Source organism: Microbacterium sp. 3J1 (genome assembly GCF_001049495.1).
Lineage (GTDB): Bacteria > Actinomycetota > Actinomycetes > Actinomycetales > Microbacteriaceae > Microbacterium.
In genome coordinates, this window is sequence record NZ_CDWI01000014.1 from 232,359 (window position 1) to 255,997 (window position 23,639).

Here is a 23,639-nt window from a genome sequence, read left to right on the forward strand (position 1 = left end):
CGGGAGTTCGGCCTAAAAGCAGAGTTCGGGACGGGCCGAAGCCCGCCCCGAACAGGATGCCTACTGTCGCGCTGTGATCACTCAGCAGCGGCGACGATGTTGACGACCTTGCGGCCGCCCTTCGCGCCGAACTGGACCGCGCCGGCGGCCAGTGCGAACAGCGTGTCGTCGCCACCACGGCCGACGTTCACGCCGGGGTGGAAGTGCGTGCCGCGCTGACGGACGATGATCTCGCCGGCGAGAACCTGCTGTCCACCGAAGCGCTTGACGCCAAGTCGCTGAGCGTTGGAGTCACGACCGTTACGGGTGGAGCTTGCGCCCTTTTTGTGTGCCATGTCCTGGTCTCCTCGGTCTTACTTGATGCCGGTGATCTTGACGCGCGTGAGCTCCTGGCGGTGGCCCTGACGCTTCTTGTAACCGGTCTTGTTCTTGTACTTCTGGATGATGATCTTCGGGCCGCGGAGGTTGCCGATGACCTCTGCGGTGACCTTGACCTTCGCGAGCGAGTCAGCGTCGGTGGTCACCGTGGCGCCGTCGACGAGCAGCACGGCGGCCAGCTCGATCTTCTCGCCCTGGGCAGCCTTGACACGGTCGAGCTGAACGATCGTGCCGACCTCGACCTTCTCCTGCCGCCCACCGGCGCGCACTACTGCGTAAACCACTTCATACCTGTTTCGTTGGGGAGCTCGCGGCTCCGAGATCTCACGGGAAGACTGTTGCTTGCATGCGTCGCGGGGCGACGGGCACGAATGCAAGACTCTCCGCATCGACCGTCGAGGAAGACGCGGCATACGCACCAAGGGACTACTTTACCGGATGCGGGACGGTGTCGCAAAACGCGCTCGGTGGCGTGTCCGGTCATAGGCTGTCGAGGTGACCGTACTCGTCGACGACCCCCGCTGGCCCGCGCACGGACGACTGTGGGCTCATCTCGTCAGCGACGACAGTCTCGACGAGCTGCACGCCTTCGCGCGCAGGCTCGACGTACCGGCTCGCGCCTTCGACCTCGACCACTACGACGTGCCGGAGGAGATGATCCCCCGGCTCGTCGCCGCCGGCGCTCAGCCCGTCGGCGGCAAGGAGCTCGTCCGCAGGCTCATCGCCTCAGGCCTCAGAGTCCCCGCTCGCGACCGGCGCTGACGGCTCGGAGTTCACCGACACCGGCGTGCCGGTGAGTGCGGCCGTCGACACGCGACGGCGACCGCGGCCCTGACCGGGCGCCTTCGGCTCGGGCAGCGCGTCGAGCACGGAGTCGAGCAGCTGCTCGGCCGGCGACTTCGGGCTCTTGCGGTCCGAACCGCGCTTCTTCCGCGGCTTCTTCGGGCGCTCCTGGCCGGCGGCCGGAGCCTCGACCGGCTCGGCGGCCGGCGCCGCGGCATCCGCTGCGACCTCGCCGTTCGGCACGAGCGTCGACTTGGCGATCTGAGCCAGGGCCGACTTGGCCCCCTCGGGGATGCTGTGCGTCGTGCCCGTCGCGAGAGCAGGGCTCTGGTTCTGCCCGTTCCCGCCGCGCTGACGCCGGTTCGAGGAGCCGTTGCCGTTGCCGTTGCCGTTGTTGCTCGAGTTGACCCGGTGCTTCACGACCGGGTCGTGGTGGACGATGACGCCACGACCGGCGCACACCTCGCACGCCTCGCTGAACGTCTCGAGGAGACCGAGGCCGAGCTTCTTGCGGGTCATCTGCACGAGCCCCAGAGAGGTCACCTCGGCGACCTGGTGCTTCGTCCGGTCGCGGCTGAGGCATTCGATGAGGCGCCGCAGCACGAGATCGCGGTTCGACTCGAGCACCATGTCGATGAAGTCCACCACGATGATGCCGCCGATGTCGCGCAGTCGCAGCTGGCGGACGATCTCCTCAGCGGCTTCCAGGTTGTTCTTGGTGACGGTCTCCTCGAGGTTTCCCCCCGAGCCCACGAACTTGCCCGTGTTGACGTCGACGACAGTCATGGCCTCGGTGCGATCGATCACCAGCGAGCCGCCGGAAGGGAGCCAGACCTTGCGGTCCAGCGCCTTCTCGATCTGCTCGGTGATGCGGAACGCGTCGAACGGGTCGGTCTCGTCCTCGTACGCCTCGACGCGCTCCAGGAGGTCGGGGGCGACGCTCTCGAGGTACGCGCGGATGGTGCTCTGCGCGTCCTCGCCCTGGATCAGCATCTTGGTGAAGTCCTCGTTGAAGACGTCACGCACGATCTTCACCAGGAGGTCGGGCTCGGCGTGCAACAGCGACGGCGCCTGCTGGTTCTCGACCTGCGTGCGGATGTGCTCCCACTGCATGGTCAGACGCTGCACGTCGCGCGTCAGCTGGTCCTCGGTGGCGCCCTCGGCCGCGGTACGGACGATCACGCCGGACGACTCCGGCAGGACCTCCTTGAGGATGCGCTTGAGGCGCGCCCGCTCGTTGTCGGGAAGCTTGCGGCTGATGCCGTTCATGGATCCGCCGGGCACGTACACGAGGTAGCGACCCGGGAGCGAGATCTGGCTGGTGAGCCGGGCGCCCTTGTGTCCGACCGGGTCTTTCGTCACCTGCACGAGGACGCGGTCGCCGGCCTTGAGCGCCAGCTCGATGCGGCGCGGCTGGTTGCCGGTCTCCACACCGTCCCAGTCGACCTCACCGGAGTACAGGACGGCGTTGCGACCGCGACCGATGTCGACGAACGCGGCCTCCATGCTGGGCAGCACGTTCTGGACACGTCCGAGATACACGTTGCCGATGAGCGACGCATCCTGATTGCGAGCGACGTAGTGCTCCACGAGCACGCCGTCCTCGAGGACGCCGATCTGCGTGCGGCCGTTCTTCGAGCGCACGACCATCTTGCGGTCGACCGATTCGCGGCGCGCGAGGAACTCGGCCTCGGTGACGACCGGGCGGCGACGTCCGGCATCGCGTCCGTCGCGGCGACGCTGCTTCTTCGCCTCGAGGCGTGTCGAGCCCTTGATGGCCTTGGGCTCGGTGATGTACTCGACAACCCGCTGACGGGGCTGGCGCGGCTCGTCCCGCTGATCCCGCTGGTCGCGCTGGTCGCGCGGGTCTGCGTCGTCGGACCCTCCACGGCGACGACGACCACGACGACCGGATGCAGGCTCCTCCGGCTCGCGATCCGCGATGCGGTCGAAGATGCGCTCGCGTCCGGGGCGCGCCGGGAGCGGGACGACCTCGGGCGCGTAGAAGTGCAGCTGCGTGGAGACCTGCGAGACGAACACCTCGGGAAGCAGTCCCAGGCTGACCGCGGTCACCGGCGCCGAAGACGCGTCGGCGGCGGGCTTCTCGGCCGCAACGGGCTCTTCCGCAGCAACGGGCTCTTCCGCAGCAACGGGCTCTTCCGCAGCAACGGGCTCTTCCGCAGCAACGGGCTCTTCCGCAGCAACGGGCTCTTCCGCAGCAACGGGCTCTTCTGCAGCAGCGGGCTCCTCGGCGGCAGGCTGGTCCGCAGCAGCGGGCTCCTCCGCAGTCGCAGGCTCCTCGGCGGCAGGCTCCTCGGACGTCGGCTGCTCCGATGTCTCCTCGGCAGCGGGGTCGGCGGTGGAACCCGTCTCCGTGGGGGTCGCCTCGGCGTCGGGGGCGTCGGCTGCGCCGTCGCCTTCCGGAGCGTCGGCGACTACTCCCGCGGGTGCGTCAGCATCCGCAGAGAAGTCGAGGGTAGGGGCGTCGTAGTCATTGTTCTCATCGGCCATCTCTGGCGTACTCCTCGCGCGGACACTGCGTGTTCCGCGAAATCTCGTGCGGCACCCGCGGGTGCCGCGAACTCACTCGGTGTGCGACCGGCTCTGGGCTCTGGTCACGTGGGGCATACGGCCCCGAAGTCTGCGGCGATGCGAGACACGACCGGGTCGTGCGGTGCATCACAGGTCATTATCGCACCAAGTGCGCCGGATCGCGGCATCCCCACGATCCCGTCTCGATTTTCCCCGGAGCGGCTCACGCCCGGCGCATAGAGATCGCTGGGATAATCCACACATGAGCGAGCAGCGCACCCGCCCCGTCATCTACGCCGTCTGGCTGATCATCGCGAGCGTCGTGGGCTGGTTCGCCGCCTTCCAGCTCACGGTCGAGAAGTTCGCGCTGCTCGAGAATCCCTCCGATCCGCTGGCATGCGATCTGAGCCCGTTCATCCAGTGCAGCACGAACCTCGAGTCCTGGCAGGGCTCCGTCTTCGGCTTCCCGAACCCGATCATGGGGCTCGCCGGATGGATGGCTCCTCTGGTCGTCGGCGTCGCGATCCTCGCCGGCGCACGTTTCTCCCGGTGGTTCTGGGCCCTGTTCGGCGTCGGAGTGACCTTGGCGTTCGGCTTCGTGTGCTGGCTGATCGGCCAGAGCCTCTACGACCTGTTCGTGCTCTGCCCCTGGTGCATGGTCACCTGGGCGGTCACGATCCCGACGTTCTTCGCCACGATGGTGCATCTCACCCGCAACGGCACCTTCACCCGGAACGAGAAGGTCCGGGGGGCCGCGGACAAGGCGATGGTCTGGGTGCCCCTCGCCACGATCCTCGCCTTCGCGTTCATCATCGTCCTGGCGCAGTTGCAGGGCCTCGACTTCCTCGGCGAGATGGCCAAGCTCCTGTTCTGACCCCCTGCTCGCACGACGAAGCCCGCCGCACGGACTCGTGCGGCGGGCTTCGTCGTAACGCGGGACGGGTCAGTCGAACCAGATGCCGAGCTCCCGTGCGGCCGACTCGGGGCTGTCCGAGCCGTGGACGAGGTTCTGCTGCACCTTGAGACCCCAGTCGCGCCCGAAGTCGCCCCGGATCGTGCCGGGAGCAGCCGTGGTCGGGTCGGTCGTGCCGGCGAGCGAGCGGAAGCCCTCGATCACGCGGTTGCCTGCGAGTCGGATCGCGACCGACGGACCCGACAGCATGAACTCGAGGAGCGGCTCGTAGAACGGCTTTCCCTCGTGCTCCGCGTAGTGCGCGGCGAGGAGGTCGCGGTCGGGCTCGACGAGACGGATGTCGACGAGGGCGTACCCCTTCGACTCGATGCGCGCGAGGATCGCTCCGGTGAGGCCCCGGGCGACGCCGTCGGGCTTGACGAGGACGAGGGTTTCTTCAGTGGCCATGTCATTCACTCTCTGTCTGAGTCTCGGTCGCGGGCCCGGCGGGACGTCGTGCGTCCAATCGAGCCCCCATGATCGTCGCATATCCCCACATGCCGCCGAAAACGAGGACGACCATCAGGATCGCGGGGACGAGGATCGCGGACAGCGCGATGATCGCCTGGATCACCCACCCCGCGGGTATCGCCCACGGCTTCGTGATCATTCCGGCGATCGCGATGCACGCGAGACCGACCACGACTCCCCCGACGATGCCCCACCACTGCGGGATGCCCTCGGGGAGCGTCTTCAACCCGAAGATCGTGAGACCGGCGAGGAAGACCACGATCGACTCGAAGCCGAGCACGATCGGCGCGAGCTTCTGCACGAGTGTCCGTGGCGGCCTCGCCGTGCGAGGAGGACGCGCGGCGGTCGGGTCCGAACTCACGCGCGCCACCCGGACTTCCAGTCCTCTTCCTCTGCCAGGGTGATCGCCTCACCGGCGAGAACGACGGAACCGGCGATGATGACGGCGCGGCGATCAGACGACGCCGCCCATTCGCGGGCCGCGTCCGCAGCCTCAGCGAGAGTCGCGTGCACGGTGGCGCGGCGCCCCGTCGCCTCGACCAGATCGGCGATGACGTCGGCGTCGCTGGCGCGATCCGACTCCGGGATCGTCGCGAACACATGAGCCGTCGCCGGCGCGAGTTCGGCCACGATCCCCGCTGCGTCCTTGTCGGCCAGGATGCCGAGCACGAGGCCCCACTCGTCGAAGTCGAAGCTGTCGTCCATCGCCTGGACGAGAGCACGCGCCCCGTGGGGGTTGTGCGCGCCGTCGACGATGACCGTCGGCGAGATGCCGAGCAGCTGCAGGCGCCCGGGGGACGTGGCTCCCTGAAGACCCTCGGACATGATGTCGTCTGCGATGCGCTGCTCGGCGCCGCCGATGAGGGATTCGACCGCGGCCACGGCGAGAGCGGCGTTGTGGCCCTGGTGCGCTCCGTACTGAGGCAGGTACTCCTCGACGTACTGTCCGGCGAGCCCGCGGATGGTCAGCAGCTGCCCGCCGACCGCGAGCTTCTGATCGGCGAGACCGAAGTCGTCTCCCTCGAACACGATGGTGGCGTTCCTCTCGGCAGCGACACGCCGCAGAACCTCGGCCGCCTCGGCGGGCTGCTGCGCCGAGACGACGGCGGCGCCCTCTTTGATGATCCCGGCCTTGACCTGCGCGATCTTCGCGACCGTGTCGCCCAGCCTGTCGGCGTGGTCGATGGCGATCGGCGCGAACACGGCGACGTCTCCGTCGGCGGTGTTCGTGGAATCCCATTCCCCACCCATGCCCACCTCGAGCACGAGGACGTCGACCGGTGCGTCGGCGACCGCGACGAAGGCGAGCACAGTCAGCAGCTCGAAGAAGGTGAGCGGCTCCTCGCCCGCAGCCGTGAGCTCGTCGTCGACGATCCCCACGAACGGCTCGATCTCGTCCCAGGCATCGGCCACCGCGTCATCCGCGATGGGTTCGCCGTCGATCATGATCCGCTCGGTGAAGCGCTCGAGGTGCGGACTCGTGAACAGGCCCGTGCGGAGTCCGTGGGCGCGGAGCAGGCTCTCGATCATCCGTGCGGTCGAGGTCTTGCCGTTCGTCCCGGTGATGTGCACGACGCGGTAGGTGCGCTGCGGGTCGTCGAGGTACTCGAGGACCCGTGCCGTGCGCTCCTTCCGGGGCTGCACCCACCGCTCCCCCGCGCGGCTCAGCAGCGTCTCGTAGACGGCATCCGCCCTGTCGCGTGCGCTCATGCCGACGCTCCTTCCCTCACGACGGCCGTGGCGTCGATGGTGACGATGATCGGGCCCTTCGAGGATCCCAGCGCCCTGGCGCCGGTGCGGAAGACGCCGTCGCCGGGGCTCCGGATGTCGTCCACCACGGCGTCCAGCCCGTCCGTCGGCTGGGCGGCGAAGGCGATGGCGAGCGTCTCACGGGAGATCAGCTCGGAATGCGCCGTCAGTGCGGCCGCGTCCTCCGGCGTCGCGTTGAGCGCCAGCACGATCCGGTCGCTGACGTCGAGACCGGCGTTCTTGCGGGCCTCCTGGACCACGCGGATCGCGTCCCTGGCCAGACCCTCGGCCTCGAGCTCGGGCGTCGTCTGCGTGTCGAGCAGCACGAACCCGCCGGCGGGGACGATCGCGAGCGCCTCCCCCTCCGGGCGTCCGGCGGTCTCGAGCGCCAGCTCGTACTCCGACGGCTCGAGCGCGATGCCTCCCGCCGTCACGACGCCGTCGACCTCCGACCAGTCACCGGACTTCGCGGCCTTGATGACGGTCTGCACGTTCTTGCCGAGACGCGGACCGGCCGCGCGCGCGTTCACGCTCAGTCGATGACTGATGCCGTAGTCGCCGGCGGTCGACTCGGTGAGCTGCACGAGCTCGACCGACTTCACGTTGAGCTCGTCGCGGAGGATGTCCTCGAATTGCGCCAGCTCCGCCGCCACCGGTGAGACGACCGTGAGGCGGGCGAGCGGCAGGCGGACGCGGAGCTTCTCCTTCTTGCGCAGCGCGTTGCCGACGCTCGACAGGTCCCGCACGGCGTCCATCGCGTCGCGGATGTCGTCGGCGGCGGGGAACACGTCGGCGTCCGGCCAGTCCTGCAGGTGGACGCTGCGGCCGCCCGTGAGCCCCTGCCACACGCGCTCGCTGATGAGCGGCACGAGGGGCGCGGCGACGCGGGTCAGAGTCTCGAGCACCGTGTACAGGGTGTCGAAGCAGTCGATCCTCGACCCCGAGTCTGCCGACGGGTCCCAGAACCTGTCACGCGAACGGCGGATGTACCAGTTGGTCAGCACCTCGGCGAAGTCGCGCAGACGAGCGGATGCCGTCGTGGAGTCGAGTCCTTCGAGATCACTCCGCACGTCGCGGACGAGCTCGCCGAGGCGGGCCAGGATGTACCGGTCGAGCACGTCGGTCGAATCGGTCCGCCAGGTCGCCTCGTACCCCTCGGCGGACGCGGCGTTCGCGTACGTCGAGAAGAAGTACCACGAGCTCCACAGCGGCAGCAGGAACTCCCGCACACCGGCGCGGATGCCCTCCTCTGTCACCGCGAGGTTACCGCCGCGCAGCACCGAGCTCGACATGAGGAACCAGCGCATCGCGTCGGACCCGTCACGATCGAGCACCTCGGACACGTCCGGGTAGTTGCGCAGCGACTTCGACATCTTGTAGCCGTCGCTGCCCAGCACGATGCCGTGGCAGCTCACCCCGGTGAACGCGGGCCGGTCGAAGAGCGCCGTCGACAGCACATGCATGACGTAGAACCAGCCGCGCGTCTGCCCGATGTACTCGACGATGAAGTCGGCGGGGGCGTGCGAGTCGAACCACTCCTGGTTCTCGAACGGGTAGTGCACCTGCGCATACGGCATCGACCCGGAGTCGAACCACACGTCGAAGACGTCCTCGATGCGGCGCATGGTGCTGTTGCCGGTGGGGTCGTCGGGGTTCGGACGGGTGAGGTCGTCGATGTACGGCCGGTGCAGGTCGATCTCACCCTCTGGGTTGCGCGGGAGGGTGCCGAAGTCGCGCTCCAGCTCCTCGAGCGACCCGTAGGCGTCGACGCGCGGGTACTCCGGGTCGTCGCTCTTCCAGATCGGGATCGGCGAGCCCCAGTAGCGGTTGCGGCTGATCGACCAGTCGCGCGCGCCCTCGAGCCACTTGCCGAACTGGCCGTGCTTGACGTTCTCGGGCACCCAGGTGATCTGCTCGTTGTTCGCCAGCAGGTCGTCCTTGATGTCCGTGACGCGGATGAACCAGCTTGACACGGCCTTGTAGATGAGGGGGTTCCGGCAGCGCCAGCAGTGCGGGTAGGAGTGCACGTAGCTCTGCTCGCGCAGCAGCCGACCTTCGCCGCGCAGCAAGCGGATGAGCGGAGTGTTCGCGTCCATCCAGAGCTGTCCGGCCACGTCGGTGACGTTCGGGAGGAACTTGCCGCCGTCGTCGAGCGACAGGATGGTGGGGATGCCCGCGGCTCCCGCCACCCGCTGGTCGTCCTCACCGTAGGCCGGGGCCTGATGGACGATGCCGGTGCCGTCGCTGACCGTCACGTAGTCGTCGACCAGGATGCGCCACGCGTTCTCCGTGCCGTAGGTCTCGGCATCCGCGTAGTAGTCGAACAGGCGGTCGTAGGTGACGTCCTGCAGCTCGGCACCGCGCACGGTCTGATCGACCGCGGCGAGCGCGTCCTCGGCGCTCTCGTATCCGAGGTCCTTCGCGTAGCCGGCGACGAGCTCCCTGGCGAGGAGGTAGCGGTGCGCGGAGGCCTCGACGACGGCATCCGTCGTTCCCGCCGCCGCGTGCACGTCGGCCGCGCCGTGCGGGCCCGCCGGGAGCACGACGTACTCGATGTCGGGTCCCACGGCGAGCGCGAGGTTCGTGGGGAGGGTCCAGGGTGTCGTGGTCCAGGCGAGGGCGCGGACGGCGGTCAGCCCGAGAGCCTCGGCCTTGGCGCCGGTGAGCGGGAACGTGACGGTGACGGACGAGTCCTGGCGGTTCTGGTAGACGTCGTCGTCCATGCGCAGTTCGTGCGCCGAGAGGGGGGTCTCGTCGCGCCAGCAGTACGGGAGCACCCGGTAGCCCTCGTACGCGAGGCCCTTGTCGTAGAGAGTCTTGAACGCCCAGAGGACGCTCTCCATGTATCCCAGGTCGAGCGTCTTGTACCCATGCTCGAAATCGACCCAGCGCGCCTGGCGGGTCACGTAGTCCTGCCACTCGTGCGTGTACTTGAGCACCGAGTTCTTCGCCTTCGCGTTGAAGACGTCGATGCCCATGTCCTCGATCTCGCTCTTCTCGGTGATGCCGAGCTGCTTCATCGCCTCGAGCTCGGCCGGGAGACCGTGCGTGTCCCAGCCGAAGACGCGGTCGACCTTCTTGCCGAGCATCGTCTGGAAGCGCGGGAAGACATCCTTGGCGTAACCCGTGAGCAGGTGCCCGTAGTGGGGCAGGCCGTTCGCGAACGGCGGCCCGTCGTAGAACACCCACTCGTCCGCGCCCTCGCGCTGCTCGATGGAGGCGCGGAAGGTCTCGTCGGCCTGCCAGAAGTCGAGCACCTCCTGCTCGATCTCGGGGAACCGGGGGCTCGGTGCGACCCCCCGGGTCGCTGAGCTTGCCGAAGCGTCGGCGGCGGGGCCGAAGGAGGAACGCGGGTAGGTCATGTCGTCTCGCAGGAGTCGTGGCGGATGCTGCTGCGAGGACGATCCGTCCGGATTGTCGTTCCGGGGAACCGCGGTACCACCTCGCGTGCCGCGCCTCACGGCGGGGCCACTCTCACTGCGGCTGTGACGGGCCTGCCCCGCTCGGTTCTACTGGGTCTCGCGACCGTTCTTCCGAGAGCTCCCCGGTGATGGCCGGATCGATGCTCGTGCGTCCATTGTACGCGCGTGCGCTCCCTGACGCTCGCCTCGTCGCTCCTCTCGTCGCTCTCCCTCGCCGCTCTCGCTCGCCGCTCCTCTCGTCGCGTGCACCGCCGAAGTCCGTGTGCACCTCCGGAGGCCGCTCTCGAGGAATACCGCCTCGGGAAGCGCCCACGGCCTTGCGAGGCGCCCGTCCGCTTCGCCGCCCACAGGGCTTCGCGCTCGATCACACCGCGCGATGCAACCCCTGCGCGACCGCGCGCATGATCAGATCCTGCACGACGTGCCAGTCGTACATGATCTGCGCGTAGGACACGCGGATGACGTGGTAGCCCATGAGCCGCAGTTCGGCATCGTGGCGGATGTCCTCGGAACGCTGCGCTCCGACGTGGTGCGCTCCGTCGATCTGGATGACGAGTCGATCGCCGACCAGCGTGTCGACCCGGTGGCCGGCTATCCAGATCTGCACCCTGATCGCGACGCGCAGCCACCGCAGGCGCTCCCTGACATAGGTCTCCAGCCCGGCATCCGAGAACGGCACCGCTCGATCGATGATTCGGCGCGCGGCGGGCTTCCATGAGTATCCGCGCAGCGCCTCGAGCGTGACCAGCGACCTCGTCAACGCCGATTCCCATGTGGCGAGCGCACGCTCGAAGGGCTCGCACTCGGCGATGAAGCCCAGCACGTTCTCGATCGGATCGACCAGGGCATCCGGATGCCGGGGAACGACCGGCGTGCCCCGGTGCACCCGCGCCTCGAAGGGAATCCGCACGGACGCATTGTGAGCGACCGCGAAATGCGGCGGGCCGGAGCTGTCGTGCACCCAGAGTCCGAGGAGCTCGGCCTGCGTCCGGCAGGTGAGGACGACGCCGAGCCGGGCGGCCGCCACCTGAGTCTTCTCCGCATCCGCCTTCGCGATCCACCCTCGACGAGGTCGGATGATGAGGCCGGTGCGGGCCGCGGCCTCGACGGTCCTCCGTGAGAAGCCGCTGTCCGTGATCACCGCGCTGCGGACCACACCTCCGCGCTCCACGAGCAGCACGGACAGGTCATCGACGGTTCTCATCCACCGAGTCTCGTGAACCGCTTCGGTGGCCGCGGCAAGCGCTGACCGAAACCCCCGGCGACGGTGGACCACGATGCGCCCAGACCGATTGTGCAGGAGCGGTGGACGTCGGCATCCGAGCCCGGATGCCGCGCGCCTCGCGCGTCCTTGTGCGCCTCCGAAGTCCGTACTCGAAGAATCCGGCTCTGTGAAGCGCACATGGCCTCCCTAGGCGCCCAGCCGCAGCCCTCAACGCGCAGCCCGAGTCCGGATGCCGGGCGCAGCCCCGACGCCCGGGGCCGACCGAGTGTCCGGGCCACGGCCTACGCTCGACCCATGCCTCGCACTCCCGACTCCCCCATCGCGCCCCGAGTCTCGCCGCCCGACCTGCCTCCCCGGCTCGAAGACGCCTCGCCGGCCCGCGGCGCCGACCTGCTCGCGGCACGCCTCGATCTCAGCGGAGCAGCCGACCTCGCGCACGCCTCCCTCGAGCAGTGCGAGATCTCCGCCGACGCCGACGAGGTGGACCTCACCGGGGCGACGCTCATCGATGTCTCGATCGCCGGGGCGCGCATCGCCTCTCTGCGGATGCGGGATGCGAGCGTCCGCCGCGTCCGCATCAGCGGCGGCCGCATCGGCACGATCGATCTGAGCGGCGCGCGCATCGACGAGCTCGAGCTCCACGACGTTCGGATCGACTACCTGAACCTCGGCGGCACCCGCGCCACCGATGTGACGGTCTCGACCTGCGGCATCCGTACACTCGACATGCCGCAGGCCGAGCTCACCCGCGTGCGCTTCACCGACACGCGCACCGACGAGGTCGACCCCAGAGGGATGCGGGCCAAGGACGTCGACCTCCGCGGGCTCGACGCCCTGGCCTTCCTCGACGCGAACAGCCTTCGGGGAACCACCCTGAGCACCACGCAGGTGCAGCAGCTCGCCCCGCTGTTCGCAGACGGCCTCGGCATCCAGGTCAGGGACTGACGGGGCCGTTCGCCTCCAGCAGCTCCCTCGTGAACGGATGCTGCGGAGCCGCGAACACGGCACCGACCGCGCCCTGCTCCACGATCGCGCCGTCCTGCATGACCAGCACGTCGTCGGCGACGGCGCCGACCACGTCGAGGTCGTGCGACACGAAGATCATCGTGAGGTCGCGCTCGCGCTGGAGCCGCAGCAGCAGGCGCAGCACGAGCTCTCGAACCGACGGATCGAGGGCCGACACGGGTTCGTCCAGGACCAGGACCTCAGGATCCGCGGCGAGCGCTCTCGCGATGGCGGCCCGCTGACGCTGGCCCCCCGAGAGCGAGATCGGACGACGGGACGCGAGCGCCGGATCGAGATCCACCTCCTCGAGAAGGGCCTCCACCCGCGCGCTCCGTTCCGCCCGCGGCACCCCGCCTGCGGCAAGCGCCTCCCGCAGCGACCGTCCGATGCTCCATCGGGGGTCGAAGGCGCCGAGCGGATTCTGATGCACGAGCTGGACGCGCCGCCTCCCGCGCCAGCGCAGCCCGCCGTCATCGGGCGCCTCGACACCGACGATCATCCGCGCGAGCGTCGTCTTGCCCGATCCGGATTCCCCGACCACGCCGAGGGTGCGCCCTTCGGCGACGGCGAACGATGCGTCGTGGACCGCGGCGATCCCGTCGAAGGTCTTCGTCACCCCCGTCGCCACGAGCACGGGATCGGTGGCGGCCTGCCGCTCCCCGCGCGGCTCATGCATGGTCGCGGCGATGAGCTGCCGGGTGTACGCGTGCTGCGGATTCCCGAGGACGTCGGCGACCGTGCCGGATTCCACGACCACGCCGCCGCGCATCACGAGGACCCGATCGGCGATCCGTCGCACCGCGGCGAAGTCGTGGCTGATGAACACCAGGGCCGTGCCCTGGTCGACGATGTCTCGCAGAAGACCCAGGATGCGTGCCTGCACGGTCGCGTCGAGCGCCGTCGTCGGCTCGTCGGCGACCAGGACCGCCGGATCGGCCGCGAGAGCGGACGCGATCAGCGCCCGCTGCCGCAGGCCGCCGGAGAGTTCGTGCGGGTACTGCCGAGCACGACGGTCCGGGTCCGGCATCCAGACGCGGCCCAGGAGCGCCCGCACGCGCCGGCGCAACTCCGCTCGCCCTCGAGCGAGACGGTGCAGCCGCACCGGCTCGGCGATCTCTGACCCGATGCGCTGCAGCGGATCGAGCGACACCAGCGCATCCTGCGAGACGAGGGCTATGCGTGCGCCGCGAAGGGCCCGCCACCCTCGCTCGCCCAGGCGGGCGGCATCTGTGCCGTCGACGACGAGCCGGTCGACGCCCACCCGCGCTCCCGCCGGCGTGAGGCCGAGCAGTGCGCGCGCCGTCAGGGACTTCCCCGCGCCCGACTCGCCGACGATCGCCACGCATTCTCCGCGATCGACCGTCAGGGAGACACCGTCGACGACCGGGCCCGCGCCGAAGTCGATGCGGAGTCCCTCGAGCTCCAGAGCGGCGCTCACGACCGGATCCCGTCGGCACGGGCTCGCAGCGCGCGGCCCACGATGGTCGCGGCGATGACCGTCAGGGTGATGGCTATTCCGGGGAAGACGGCGATCCACCATGCCTGACCCAGCACGTTGCGTCCTCCGGCGAGCATCAGACCCCACTCCGGTGTGGGCTCGGAGGGCCCGAGGCCGAGGAAGCTGAGGCCGGCGGCGGCGAGGATGCTCGAACCGATCCCGATCGTGGCGAGCACGCTCAACGATCCCAGCACGCCGGGTACGACATGCCGCATGAAGGCGGGAAGGGGCGGCACGCCGAGGATGCGCGCCGCCTCGACGTGCTCTGCGGTGCGCAGCGTCCTGGTCTGCACTCGCGCGAGCCGCACGTACACGGGCACGGCCGCCAGGGTCACGGCGATCGCGATGTTCACGGGTCCGGGGCCGAGCACGGCCACCACGACGAGGGCCACGAGGAACTCGGGGAACGCCATGAGCACGTCGTTCACGCGCATGAGCGCGGCGTCGACGCCGCGCGGGGCGAGTCCGGCGAGCGCGCCGACGAGCAGTCCCGCTGCGAGGGCGACGACGGTCGCGAGCAGGCCGATGCCGATGGAGCGCCCCGCGCCGTGCACGACTCGGGAGTACACGTCGCGCCCGCTCTGGTCGGTTCCGAACAGGTGCTCGCCGCTGGGCGGCAGGAGCGACGCCCGCACGTCCGTCTGCAGCGGATCGTGGGTGGCGAGGACTCCGGGGAAGGCCGCAGCGAAGGCCAGCACCGCCAGGACGCCGATCGCGGCCCAGAGGAGGACCAGCGTGGCCCGCCTCATCGCACACCCCGCCGTGCGCGCAGACGCGGGTCGACGATCGGATGCAGCAGCTCGACGACCACGTTGACGGCCACGAAGACGAGCGCGCTCAGCAGGATGATGCCCGTGATCACGGGGAGGTCGCGATTGCTGATGGCGGCGAGCGTGACCCGCCCGAGTCCGGCCCTCGCGAACACCGTCTCGACGAGCACCGCTCCCCCGAGGATCGACCCCGTGAGGTAGGCGGTCAGGGTGATCGCGCCGGCGGCACCGTGCCGGAGACCGTGCCGCAGAGTGAACCACGACGCACCGGCGCCGCGCGCGCGGACGGTCTCGGCGAACGGCATCCGCTCGGCCTGCGCGAGTCCGTCGCGAAGCACCTGACTGAGCAGGGCGGCCACCGGGAGCGCCAGCGTGATCGCAGGAAGCACGATGGTCGCGGGATTCCGTGCCCCCGACACGGGGAACCACCCGAGCCCGAACGCGAAGACGCTGAGGAGCACGAGCCCGATCCAGAAGACCGGGGACGACAGGATCACCAGCTCCACCCCCGCGGCGACCGCGCGACCGGCGCCGCCGCGCACGAAGACGGCGACGGCGAGGGCGAGGACGACGGCGATGACCAGAGCGAGGATCGCCAGCTGCACCGTCGAGCCCAGCTGACGCCCGATGACCTCGGTCACCGGCATCCGCAGCTGATACGACTCGCCGAGGTCGCCCCGCGCGAGCTGGCCGATGAAGGTCGCGTACTGCTCGAGAGGAGGTCGATCGAGGCCGAGCTCGGCGCGGATGCCGTCTTTGACCTCTTCGCTCACCTGGGCCTGCGGCCCGAGCATGACGGACACCGGGTCTCCGGGGATGACGCGGAAAGCGAGGAACGCGAGCGTCGCGGCTCCCCACAGCACGACCACGACGGATGCCGCGAGGCCGGCGACCCGCACGATCGCTGCCTTCACCGTGTGCGCCCTCTCGCCTGTTCCCGAGCGTCCGCCTGCCGCCCGTGCTCGCTCAGGAACGATATCGCACGGTGACGTCGACGGACGCCCCACGACTCTCGGGTCAGTCGACGCTCACGCCGTAGAAGAGCGGTCGACCGTACAGGTCGTAGTCCAGACCGGAGACCCGCTCGCCCATCGCGGTGATGGCGGAGGGGCTGTAGAGCGGCACGATGGCCGTGTACTGCGCGTTCCACTCCTGCAGCTGCGTGTAGATGGCGTCGCGTTCGGCCTGATCGCCGGATGCGACGCCCTGCTCGAGAAGCGCGTCGACCTGAGGATCCGTGACCTGCGACGCGTTCTGGAATCCTTCGGTGTGCAGGTGCGACCGCAGGAAGTCCGGGTCGGCCCCCGAGAAGCCCCAGTCCGTCAGGTCGAACGTCTTGGGCCCGTACTGCTCGTTGTAGGCGCCGGGCTCGAGAACCTCGCGCACCACCTCGAATCCGATCTCCTTGAGATCCGACTGGACGGCGTTCGCCAGGGCGGCGCGGTCGTCCGGAACGGGAGTCCAGGCGATCCAGCGGGCCGAGAGGCGCTCGCCGTCCTTCATGCGGATGCCGTCGCTGTCGCGCGTCGTCCATCCGGCCTCGTCGAGCAGCGCGTTCGCGGCATCCTGATCGAACGGCCAGCTGCCTTCGAGCGAGGAGTCGTATCCCGGGGTCGTGGATCCGAGGATGCTCCAGGCACGGGGGAACTGGTCGAAGAAGATCTCCTCCACCGACGCGTCGACATCGATGCCGCGGGCGAACGCCTGGCGCACCTTCTCGTCGGCGAAGACGCCGTACTTCTCGTTGAGGTACAGCGAGTACGGCAGGCCGGGGTACTCGATCGAGTCGACCGTGATGCCGTCGCCGAGTTCGCCGGCGAGGTTCGGCGGGATGTTGCTCGCGAGATCGGCCTCGCCGCTCTCGATGACTCCGGTGCGCACCGCCGCCTCGGGCTGGATCTCGACGCGGAGGGTCTCGACCTCGGGGGCCTTCTCGCCGTGCGGGCCCCACGCGTAGTCGTCGTTCCGGGTGTAGACGATCTCCTGATCGGGCGTGTACTCGGTGAGCTCGAACGGACCCGTCCCGACCGTGACCCCGGGCCCACCGGCCTTGAGCTGGTCTGCCGACTCGCTGAGCACGGCCGGCGAGTAGAAGCCCAGCTGCGGCGTGCTCGCCGCCTGCAGGAACGGGGCGTAGGGCTGCGAGAACGACACCGTCACGGTGTGCTCATCGACCACCTCGGTGCCCTCGTAGAAGTCCGCGCCCATCATGCTGGCCGCCTGAGCGGACTCGGTCTCGGGGTCGACGATGCGATCGAAGTTGGCCTTCACCGCTTCGGCGTCGAACGGCTCGCCATCTGTGAAGGTCACGTCGTCCCGAAGGGTGAACGTGTATTCGGTGCTGTCGTCGGAGACCGTCCAGTCCTCCGCAAGCCACGGAGTGAAGGATCCGTCGTCCTCCTGGAACACGAGCGAGTCGAGGACCGCGCGCTGCACCATGCCCGACACGTCGAGCTGGCTGACCTGCGGGTCCATGTGCCCGGCAGAGAGATTCGCCCCCTCGATGGACCAAACGAGCTCACTGTCGGCGGAGTCGGATGCCGGCGCGCACGAGCTGAGCAGAAGGGAGCTCACGGCGGCGACGGCGGCGATGGGCAGGACTCGACGCGCGAGCGGAGTGGGCATGCTGATCCTCAGATGGATGTGATCGGGGTGAGATCCATCGTATCGCCGATTCCTGCACCCGGTCCATTTTCCCGCGGCGGGCTGCCGACGAACTCCTTGCGCGAGGCGGACCCGCCCATATACTGCAATGGTCACCGGAGGAGGGGGAGAACTGTGCCGGCTGATGAAGAACTCTCGGAGACCGTCGCTGCGCTGCACGCGAGGATCGACGCCCAGATAGCGCGATCACGTGCGCTCGCTGAGGAGTCCTCCAGGCTCAATGCCGATGTCGAGCAGACCACGGCGACCGTCACGTCGCCGGATGGCCGCGTCACCGTCGTCGCTCGCCCCAACGGCGCGATCGACGAGGTGCGCCTGTCAGCGACGGAGGGGGATGCCGCGGGCCTGGCCCGGGTCATCACGACCACCATCGCGAAGGCGCAGCGTGCGGCTGCCGACTCCGTGCTCGCCTCGATGGCATCCACGCTCGGGGAGGATTCCCCCCTCGTGGCCGCCGTCAGGCAGGACGTCGACGCCGCATTCCCCGGAGGCCGGGGCGACACGATCGAGTACCGCTGATGGGCGTGATCGAAGTGAACCCCGCGATGCTGGCCGCGGCAGCGGAGTCCATCGGCGACTCGTCGGGCCGGATCGACGAAGAATTGCAGCATCTCAGAAAGGCCGCCTACGCGCTGCAGGATTCATGGACCGGTGAGGCGCAGGCCGCCTTCGACGTCGCGCATGACGGGTTCTCCGCGTCCATGACCGAGCGCGCGGCTCTCGTGCGCGAGATCGCGGACGTGCTCGCCGGTCTCGCCGGGCTCTACTCAGAGACCGACCTCGCCGGACAGCGCGCACTCGGCGGAAGCTGACCGGCGCCCGCACCGGTGGACGCCGCCGACCTTCACACTCACCGACGCGACGGGGGAATGTCATGACAGCCGCAAACCAGCAGATCCGGATCGACGAGGAAGTGCTCAGGGCACATGTGAGATCGCTCGAGGATGCGGCTGAGACACTGCGCGCGGCAGCGTCCGCCGCGTCAGGCGGTGTCGGGGCTTCAGCCTTCGGCGCGCTGTGCGGATCTCTGCTCGGACCGGCGATCTCCTCGCTCGGCGATGCGTCCGAATCGGCGCTCACCACGGCCACCGCGCTGGCCACCGGGTCCTCGTCGGGCCTGAAGTCCACGGTGGACTCGTTCAGCGACGTCGAGGACAAGGCTGTGGAGACCTTCCGCGCGATGGAAGGAACCGGACGGTGACGGCGATCGCGTCCGTCGCGGGGCAGGTCCGCTCGGCATCCTGGGCTGCCGGCACCGCAGGTCCCGGCAGCGCGCAGGCGGACTGCGCGAGCATCCCCGGCTTCGCCGGCCTCCTGATCCAGTACGTCGCGCCGCTTCGCGAGTGGTTCGACGACCTCCTCGGCGACCCGGGCACGGTCGGCAGCTTCGCATCGCGGTGGGAGGATGCCGAACGCGCGCTCGTCACCGTCTCGGAGTCCCTGCGCGACGCCGACCGCTCGATCGACGACCTCGACGGACGGACCGTGCGCGCGCTCCGGTCGCGGTACACCGAGCTCGCGGAGGTCGCCGAGGACGGCGCACAGTGGGCCGGGGCCACGGCGAGCGCGGTGCGTCTCGTCTCGCAGATCATCGAGTCCACCCGCATCCTCATCTGCGACTTCCTGGGCCGGCTCAGCAGGTTCGCGGACGACCTCTTCAGCTTCTCGCTGAACCCGTTGCAGAAGCTCGACCAGATCGAGAGGTTCGCCCACTCGGCCTATGAGTTCGTGAGCTCGGCGGGCTCGCTGGTGAAGAGTCTCGTCGATTCGGTCGTCACACTCGCCCAGCTCCTGTACAAGCTGGTCCCGTTGATCGGCGACGCTCTCGCGCAGCTCAAAGAGACGCTCGTCGACATGCTCCCCTACGTCAGCGTGGTGACGATGGGACCGCTCGGGCTGATCTTCGGGAACGTCGCACACGACCTCCTCACCGGCGACGCGGATGTCAGCGAGATCGACCCGGCGACCCTGACGACGACTGGGCAACGCGAGGCATGGGAGAACGCGCACGACGTCACCTCCTTGGACTCCCTCGCGGACCTCGTCTTGGTGAACGGCACGACCGACGCGATCGGCGGCGAGAACGCGACCGCGATCGACATCAAGCAGGTGATGGCACCCGATGGATCGCTGCACTGGGTGGTCTCGTTGCCCTCGACACAGGCGTGGGAGCTCGGCCCGTCGAGCGGTGCGATGAACGACCGGGACAACAACATCGCGCTCATGCTCGACAACCCTCTGTTCCGCACCCAGTACGAGCGAGCGGTGCTCGATGCGATGCAGCAGGCCGGCATACCGGCCGGTGCCGACGTCGTGCTCACCGGGTTCAGCCAGGGCGGAATCATGGCTGCGAACCTCGCCGCCGACTCGTCCTTCCCGTACAACCCGATCGGGGTCGTGACGAACGGCTCCCCCGTCGACAACTTCCACGTGCCGCCGCATGTGCCGGTCTACGCGTTCCAGCACGCCACCGACCCCGTCCCGATGCTCGACGGGAGCATCGTCGCTCTCCCCGGTCTGCCGGGGCAGAGCCCCGTCGACATCCCGAACACCCCTGCCTCCGTGCTGCCGCCGAACATCCACCAGATCACGCTCTCGGATCCCGACGGGCTGCACGGCTTCGGGGCGCACGACAACGAGGAATACGCACTCTCGGTCGGAGAATGGGAGAGCGGCTACCACGCCGCGAACGATGGTTCGGATCCGTGGAATCTGGCCGGTCTCGGCGGAACCGTCGTCGATCACCAGGTCTACCAGGGGGTGGAGCGCTGAGATGAGACGTACACGAGGCAGGGTCGTCCTGCATGGCCTCGGGATCGGCGCGCTCGCCGTGACGCTCTCCCTCTCGCTCACCGCGTGCGGTCCCGTGGCGAAGGAGCTGTCGAACGGAGACTTCGCGGAGACGATCCCGGCCGCGCTCGCGGAGGCCGGCATCGGCGTGACGGATTCATTCGCAGCCAAAGGCCTCGACGGATTCACGTTCTACATGGGAGTCGGCGTGGATCTGGATCACGACGACCTGTCGCCCGACGACCTCGCCACGATCCTGCGGGTCATCCTCGAGCACAACGACGTACCGAGCGATCAGATCCGACTGTCGGTGGATGACTCCGAGGGCGAGACCATCGATGTGCCAGCCGTGGTCGAGAACATCGACCCGGACCTCGAGACGCGAGCGGGGTCCTACGGCGGCCTCTCCGTCACGAATGATCAGGCCGCCGCCATCATCGAGGCCGTCTGGGGCGAGTGAGCGACGACGCTCCTTCGATCCGCGAGGCGTCTAGACTGTAGGGCACAACCCACACTCAGGCACGCTCACACAGTGCCGCACACATCGCTCGAGGAGACCTTCATGGCCGCGTCCGCATCCGCTCAGATTCCTGACAAGCCCGCACTCGAAGGCCTCGAAGCGAAGTGGGGTGAGACCTGGTCCGCGCAGGGAACCTATCTGTTCGATCGCATCCGCGCCGCGCAGTCGGGCCGCGACGGCGTGTACTCCATCGACACTCCCCCGCCGACGGCGTCGGGCAGCCTGCACATCGGCCATGTGTTCTCGTACACCCACACCGACGTCAAGGCGCGCTTCGAGCGCATGCGCGGGAAGACGGTGTTCTATCCGATGGGCTGGGACGACAACGGCCTGCCCACCGAGCGTCGCGTGCAGAACTACTACGGCGTGCGCTGTGACCCGTCGCTCCCCTACGACGCCGATTTCACTCCGCCGTTCGAGGGCGGCGACAACAAATCCAGCCGCGCGGCCGACCAGGTGCCGATCAGCCGACGCAACTTCATCGACCTGTGCGAGCGCCTGACCGTCGAGGACGAGAAGCAGTTCGAGGCGCTGTTCCGCCAGCTCGGACTGAGCGTCGACTGGACGCAGACCTACCGCACGATCTCCGATGACACCATCCGTCAGAGTCAGCTGGCGTTCCTCCGCAACATCGAGCGGGGCGAGGCCTACCAGTCGCTCGCCCCGACCCTGTGGGACATCGACTTCCGGTCGGCGATCGCGCAGGCCGAACTCGAGGACCGTGACCAGCAGGCCGCGTACCACACCATCGACTTCCCCTTCGCAGACGGTTCGGGGTCGATCACCATCGAGACGACCCGTCCCGAGCTGCTGCCGGCATGCGTGGCCATCGTCACGCACCCCGAGGGACCTCACAAGCACCTCATCGGCACGAAGGTGCGCACACCCTTCTTCGGCGCGGAGATCGAGATCCACGGGCACCACCTCGCCCAGCGCGACAAGGGCACGGGTGCGGCGATGGTCTGCACCTTCGGTGACGTGACCGACATCATCTGGTGGCGTGAGCTGCGCACCGTCGAGGGCGGCGATCTGCCGAACATGACGACGATCGGCCTCGACGGTCGTTTCCTGCCCACCGCTCCGTCGATCGTGGCGAATGCCGAGGCGACCGACTGGTACGCCGCCGAGCTCGCCGGCAAGACCGTGTTCTCGGCGCGGAAGGCGATCGTCGAGAAGCTGCAGGAGACGGGCGACATGACCGCCGTCGGCAAGCCCTTCACGCACGCGGTGAAGTTCTTCGAGAAGGGTGACCGCCCGCTGGAGATCGTCTCGACGCGCCAGTGGTACATCCGCAACGGCGCCCGCGACGCGGAGCTCCGCGACAAGCTGCTCGCTCACGGTTCCGAGCTCGCCTTCCACCCGGACTTCATGCGCGTGCGGTACGAGAACTGGGTCGGGGGCCTGACCGGCGACTGGCTGGTCTCGCGCCAGCGCTTCTTCGGCGTGCCGATCCCCCTCTGGTACGCGCTCGACGAGAACGGCGAGCGCGACTACGACCGCGTGCTCACGCCCGACCACGCGTCTCTGCCGATCGATCCGACGACGGATGTACCCGCCGGCTACTCGGAGGATCAGCGGGGCGCGGCGGGAGGCTTCGAGGCAGAGGCCGACATCCTCGACACCTGGGCGACGTCGTCCCTCACGCCGCAACTCGCCGGCGGGTGGCAGCGCGACGAGGAGCTGTGGAACCTCACCGCTCCGTTCGACCTGCGCCCGCAGGGTCAGGACATCATCCGCACCTGGCTGTTCTCCACGATGCTGCGCTCCACGCTGGAGGACGCGCGCTCGCCCTGGCGCAACGCCGCGATCTCCGGCTTCATCGTCGATCCCGACCGCAAGAAGATGTCGAAGTCCAAGGGCAACGTGGTGACGCCTTCGGACATCCTCGAGACCCACGGGTCGGATGCCGTGCGCTACTGGGCGGCCTCCAGCCGCCTCGGCATGGACGCGGCGTTCGATCCCCAGAACCCCACGCAGGTCAAGATCGGCCGCCGTTTGGCCATCAAGGTCCTGAACGCGGCGAAGTTCGTGCTGTCGTTCCCCGTGCCCGAGGGTGCGCAGGTCACGCACGCGCTCGACGCGTCGATGCTGACCGCCCTCGACGCCGTGATCGCCGAGGCCACGACGGCGTTCGAGAACTACGATCAGGCCAAGGCGCTCGAGGTCACCGAGGCATTCTTCTGGACGTTCTGCGACGACTACCTGGAACTGGTGAAGGAGCGCGCCTACAACCAGAACGACGTGGGACAGGCATCGGCTGCACTCGCACTGCGCCTGGCTCTCTCGGCACTGCTGCGCCTGCTCGCACCCGTGCTCTCGTTCGCGACCGAGGAGGCCTGGTCGTGGTTCGAGGAGGGCTCCGTGCACACAGCGGCCTGGCCCGAGGCTCTCCTCATCGACGGCGACCCGGCGGTCCTCTCCGTCGCGAGTGAGGCTCTGATCGGCATCCGACGCGCGAAGACGGAGGCGAAGGCCTCGCAGAAGACCCCGGTGTCGCGGGCGGCCATCGCCGCACCGGCGGCGAAGGTGGAGGCGCTGCGCGCCGCCGCCGACGATCTCCGCGCCGTCGGCCGCATCGCCGACCTCGAGATCACCGAGGCGGAGGAGTTCGCCGTCACGGCGATCGAGCTCGCCCCGGTCGAGGGCGCCTGATGCAGCTGGGCACGCGATGGGCGACGGGCTCCGAGCCCCCCGCATCCGTTCCCGCGCTGCTCAGGCCCGCGATCGCCGAGGTCGAGGCGCGCGGGCTCTCCGGACACTGGACCCTCACCTGGCTGGAGGGCCGGGCGATCGCCGAGCTCGACGCCGGGTGGGAGGTCGTCCAGTCCCCCGCCGGTGACGTGATCGCTCGTCCGTTCGAGGACTGACGCCCGACCCCGG

General features: G+C 69.0%; 22 protein-coding genes. 10 read left to right on the forward strand and 12 right to left on the reverse strand.

Going from position 1 to position 23,639, the window contains the following annotated elements; genetic code table 11:
- Nucleotides 1–77 precede the first annotated feature (77 nt).
- Together rpmA and rplU are read right to left on the reverse strand one after the other, a co-directional pair.
- On the reverse strand, nucleotides 78–335 hold the full coding sequence (gene rpmA / locus BN2660_RS15535; RefSeq protein ID WP_028501603.1) for a 50S ribosomal protein L27: 258 nt from the start codon (nucleotides 333–335) through the stop codon (nucleotides 78–80).
- Between the two features lie 18 nt (nucleotides 336–353).
- Nucleotides 354–662 carry a 50S ribosomal protein L21 gene (gene rplU / locus BN2660_RS15540; protein WP_028501602.1) on the reverse strand — a complete coding sequence of 103 codons (309 nt, stop codon included), beginning with the start codon at nucleotides 660–662 and terminating at the stop codon, nucleotides 354–356.
- Nucleotides 663–873: 211 nt separating this feature from the next.
- On the opposite strand from rplU, the gene BN2660_RS15545 reads away from it, so the two are divergent.
- On the forward strand, nucleotides 874–1,140 hold the full coding sequence (locus tag BN2660_RS15545; RefSeq protein ID WP_091234384.1) for a DUF4031 domain-containing protein: 267 nt from the start codon (nucleotides 874–876) through the stop codon (nucleotides 1,138–1,140).
- Here BN2660_RS15545 and BN2660_RS15550 read toward each other — a convergent pair.
- Complete coding sequence (locus BN2660_RS15550; RefSeq protein ID WP_255305215.1) at nucleotides 1,105–3,672, reverse strand: Rne/Rng family ribonuclease; 2,568 nt, start codon at nucleotides 3,670–3,672, stop codon at nucleotides 1,105–1,107. The two genes, BN2660_RS15545 and BN2660_RS15550, sit on opposite strands and share 36 nt — an antisense overlap.
- A 283-nt stretch (nucleotides 3,673–3,955) precedes the next feature.
- Here BN2660_RS15550 and BN2660_RS15555 point away from each other — a divergent pair, with 283 nt between their 5' ends.
- The gene (locus tag BN2660_RS15555; protein ID WP_091234388.1) at nucleotides 3,956–4,567 is read left to right on the forward strand and encodes a vitamin K epoxide reductase family protein; all 612 of its coding nucleotides are present in this window, start codon (nucleotides 3,956–3,958) and stop codon (nucleotides 4,565–4,567) included.
- 69 nt (nucleotides 4,568–4,636) lie between these two features.
- On the opposite strand, the gene ndk is transcribed toward BN2660_RS15555, so the two are convergent.
- From ndk to BN2660_RS15580, 5 genes are all read right to left on the reverse strand, one after another.
- A complete protein-coding gene (ndk, locus tag BN2660_RS15560) occupies nucleotides 4,637–5,053 on the reverse strand; it encodes a nucleoside-diphosphate kinase (RefSeq protein WP_091234391.1) in 417 nt (138 codons plus the stop codon).
- A gap of 1 nt (nucleotide 5,054) precedes the next feature.
- Complete coding sequence (locus BN2660_RS15565) at nucleotides 5,055–5,417, reverse strand: DUF4233 domain-containing protein (protein WP_255305216.1); 363 nt, start codon at nucleotides 5,415–5,417, stop codon at nucleotides 5,055–5,057.
- Between the two features lie 56 nt (nucleotides 5,418–5,473).
- A complete protein-coding gene (locus BN2660_RS15570; protein WP_091234396.1) occupies nucleotides 5,474–6,826 on the reverse strand; it encodes a bifunctional folylpolyglutamate synthase/dihydrofolate synthase in 1,353 nt (450 codons plus the stop codon).
- The gene (ileS, locus tag BN2660_RS15575; protein ID WP_091234399.1) at nucleotides 6,823–10,227 is read right to left on the reverse strand and encodes an isoleucine--tRNA ligase; all 3,405 of its coding nucleotides are present in this window, start codon (nucleotides 10,225–10,227) and stop codon (nucleotides 6,823–6,825) included. The genes BN2660_RS15570 and ileS overlap by 4 nt, the downstream gene beginning before the upstream one ends.
- 424 nt (nucleotides 10,228–10,651) lie before the next feature.
- Nucleotides 10,652–11,491, reverse strand: coding sequence for an endonuclease domain-containing protein (locus BN2660_RS15580; RefSeq protein ID WP_091234402.1), 840 nt, complete (start codon nucleotides 11,489–11,491; stop codon nucleotides 10,652–10,654).
- 315 nt (nucleotides 11,492–11,806) lie between these two features.
- Between BN2660_RS15580 and BN2660_RS15585 the strand changes: the two genes are divergently transcribed.
- A complete protein-coding gene (locus BN2660_RS15585) occupies nucleotides 11,807–12,457 on the forward strand; it encodes a pentapeptide repeat-containing protein (protein WP_091234404.1) in 651 nt (216 codons plus the stop codon).
- Here BN2660_RS15585 and BN2660_RS15590 read toward each other — a convergent pair.
- From BN2660_RS15590 to BN2660_RS15605, 4 genes are all read right to left on the reverse strand, one after another.
- Nucleotides 12,447–13,955 carry an ATP-binding cassette domain-containing protein gene (locus tag BN2660_RS15590; protein WP_091234407.1) on the reverse strand — a complete coding sequence of 503 codons (1,509 nt, stop codon included), beginning with the start codon at nucleotides 13,953–13,955 and terminating at the stop codon, nucleotides 12,447–12,449. The genes BN2660_RS15585 and BN2660_RS15590 overlap by 11 nt on opposite strands.
- On the reverse strand, nucleotides 13,952–14,764 hold the full coding sequence (locus BN2660_RS15595) for an ABC transporter permease (protein WP_091234410.1): 813 nt from the start codon (nucleotides 14,762–14,764) through the stop codon (nucleotides 13,952–13,954). The genes BN2660_RS15590 and BN2660_RS15595 overlap by 4 nt, the downstream gene beginning before the upstream one ends.
- Nucleotides 14,761–15,699 carry an ABC transporter permease gene (locus BN2660_RS15600; RefSeq protein WP_091234413.1) on the reverse strand — a complete coding sequence of 313 codons (939 nt, stop codon included), beginning with the start codon at nucleotides 15,697–15,699 and terminating at the stop codon, nucleotides 14,761–14,763. The genes BN2660_RS15595 and BN2660_RS15600 overlap by 4 nt, the downstream gene beginning before the upstream one ends.
- 103 nt (nucleotides 15,700–15,802) lie before the next feature.
- Nucleotides 15,803–17,410: an ABC transporter substrate-binding protein gene (locus BN2660_RS15605; protein WP_091234416.1), complete on the reverse strand. Its 1,608-nt coding sequence runs from the start codon at nucleotides 17,408–17,410 to the stop codon at nucleotides 15,803–15,805.
- Nucleotides 17,411–17,563: 153 nt separating this feature from the next.
- Between BN2660_RS15605 and BN2660_RS15610 the strand changes: the two genes are divergently transcribed.
- The 7 genes from BN2660_RS15610 to BN2660_RS15640 all read left to right on the forward strand — a co-directional run bounded on the left by BN2660_RS15610 (nucleotide 17,564) and on the right by BN2660_RS15640 (nucleotide 23,626).
- Nucleotides 17,564–17,968 carry a YbaB/EbfC family nucleoid-associated protein gene (locus BN2660_RS15610; RefSeq protein WP_091234418.1) on the forward strand — a complete coding sequence of 135 codons (405 nt, stop codon included), beginning with the start codon at nucleotides 17,564–17,566 and terminating at the stop codon, nucleotides 17,966–17,968.
- Nucleotides 17,968–18,261 carry a WXG100 family type VII secretion target gene (locus tag BN2660_RS15615; RefSeq protein WP_091234420.1) on the forward strand — a complete coding sequence of 98 codons (294 nt, stop codon included), beginning with the start codon at nucleotides 17,968–17,970 and terminating at the stop codon, nucleotides 18,259–18,261. The genes BN2660_RS15610 and BN2660_RS15615 overlap by 1 nt, the downstream gene beginning before the upstream one ends.
- Before the next feature lie 62 nt (nucleotides 18,262–18,323).
- Nucleotides 18,324–18,650: a hypothetical protein gene (locus tag BN2660_RS15620; RefSeq protein WP_091234423.1), complete on the forward strand. Its 327-nt coding sequence runs from the start codon at nucleotides 18,324–18,326 to the stop codon at nucleotides 18,648–18,650.
- Nucleotides 18,647–20,221: a hypothetical protein gene (locus tag BN2660_RS15625; protein WP_091234425.1), complete on the forward strand. Its 1,575-nt coding sequence runs from the start codon at nucleotides 18,647–18,649 to the stop codon at nucleotides 20,219–20,221. Before BN2660_RS15620 ends, BN2660_RS15625 begins: the two co-directional genes overlap by 4 nt.
- A 1-nt stretch (nucleotide 20,222) precedes the next feature.
- Nucleotides 20,223–20,699, forward strand: coding sequence for a hypothetical protein (locus BN2660_RS15630; RefSeq protein WP_091234428.1), 477 nt, complete (start codon nucleotides 20,223–20,225; stop codon nucleotides 20,697–20,699).
- 102 nt (nucleotides 20,700–20,801) lie between these two features.
- Entirely contained in the window at nucleotides 20,802–23,411 is a 2,610-nt protein-coding gene (gene valS, locus BN2660_RS15635; protein ID WP_091234431.1) for a valine--tRNA ligase, read from the forward strand.
- Nucleotides 23,411–23,626 (forward strand): hypothetical protein, encoded by a 216-nt coding sequence (locus BN2660_RS15640; RefSeq protein ID WP_091234433.1) that lies wholly within the window; start codon nucleotides 23,411–23,413, stop codon nucleotides 23,624–23,626. Before valS ends, BN2660_RS15640 begins: the two co-directional genes overlap by 1 nt.
- The last annotated feature ends 13 nt before the right edge of the window (nucleotides 23,627–23,639 follow it).

Excerpts from the sequence above, each read along its gene's own strand:
- ileS (WP_091234399.1), bottom strand. The coding sequence starts at position 10,227 with ATGACCTACCCGCGTTCCTCCTTCGGCCCCGCCGCCGACGCTTCGGCA.
- BN2660_RS15595 (WP_091234410.1), bottom strand. The coding sequence starts at position 14,764 with ATGAGGCGGGCCACGCTGGTCCTCCTCTGGGCCGCGATCGGCGTCCTG.
- BN2660_RS15605 (WP_091234416.1), bottom strand. The coding sequence starts at position 17,410 with ATGCCCACTCCGCTCGCGCGTCGAGTCCTGCCCATCGCCGCCGTCGCC.
- BN2660_RS15615 (WP_091234420.1), top strand. The coding sequence starts at position 17,968 with ATGGGCGTGATCGAAGTGAACCCCGCGATGCTGGCCGCGGCAGCGGAG.
- BN2660_RS15620 (WP_091234423.1), top strand. The coding sequence starts at position 18,324 with ATGACAGCCGCAAACCAGCAGATCCGGATCGACGAGGAAGTGCTCAGG.
- BN2660_RS15555 (WP_091234388.1), top strand. The coding sequence starts at position 3,956 with ATGAGCGAGCAGCGCACCCGCCCCGTCATCTACGCCGTCTGGCTGATC.
- BN2660_RS15585 (WP_091234404.1), top strand. The coding sequence starts at position 11,807 with ATGCCTCGCACTCCCGACTCCCCCATCGCGCCCCGAGTCTCGCCGCCC.
- valS (WP_091234431.1), top strand. The coding sequence starts at position 20,802 with ATGGCCGCGTCCGCATCCGCTCAGATTCCTGACAAGCCCGCACTCGAA.
- rpmA (WP_028501603.1), bottom strand. The coding sequence starts at position 335 with ATGGCACACAAAAAGGGCGCAAGCTCCACCCGTAACGGTCGTGACTCC.
- BN2660_RS15570 (WP_091234396.1), bottom strand. The coding sequence starts at position 6,826 with ATGAGCGCACGCGACAGGGCGGATGCCGTCTACGAGACGCTGCTGAGC.
- BN2660_RS15640 (WP_091234433.1), top strand. The coding sequence starts at position 23,411 with ATGCAGCTGGGCACGCGATGGGCGACGGGCTCCGAGCCCCCCGCATCC.
- BN2660_RS15580 (WP_091234402.1), bottom strand. The coding sequence starts at position 11,491 with ATGAGAACCGTCGATGACCTGTCCGTGCTGCTCGTGGAGCGCGGAGGT.
- BN2660_RS15550 (WP_255305215.1), bottom strand. The coding sequence starts at position 3,672 with ATGGCCGATGAGAACAATGACTACGACGCCCCTACCCTCGACTTCTCT.
- BN2660_RS15630 (WP_091234428.1), top strand. The coding sequence starts at position 20,223 with ATGAGACGTACACGAGGCAGGGTCGTCCTGCATGGCCTCGGGATCGGC.
- ndk (WP_091234391.1), bottom strand. The coding sequence starts at position 5,053 with ATGGCCACTGAAGAAACCCTCGTCCTCGTCAAGCCCGACGGCGTCGCC.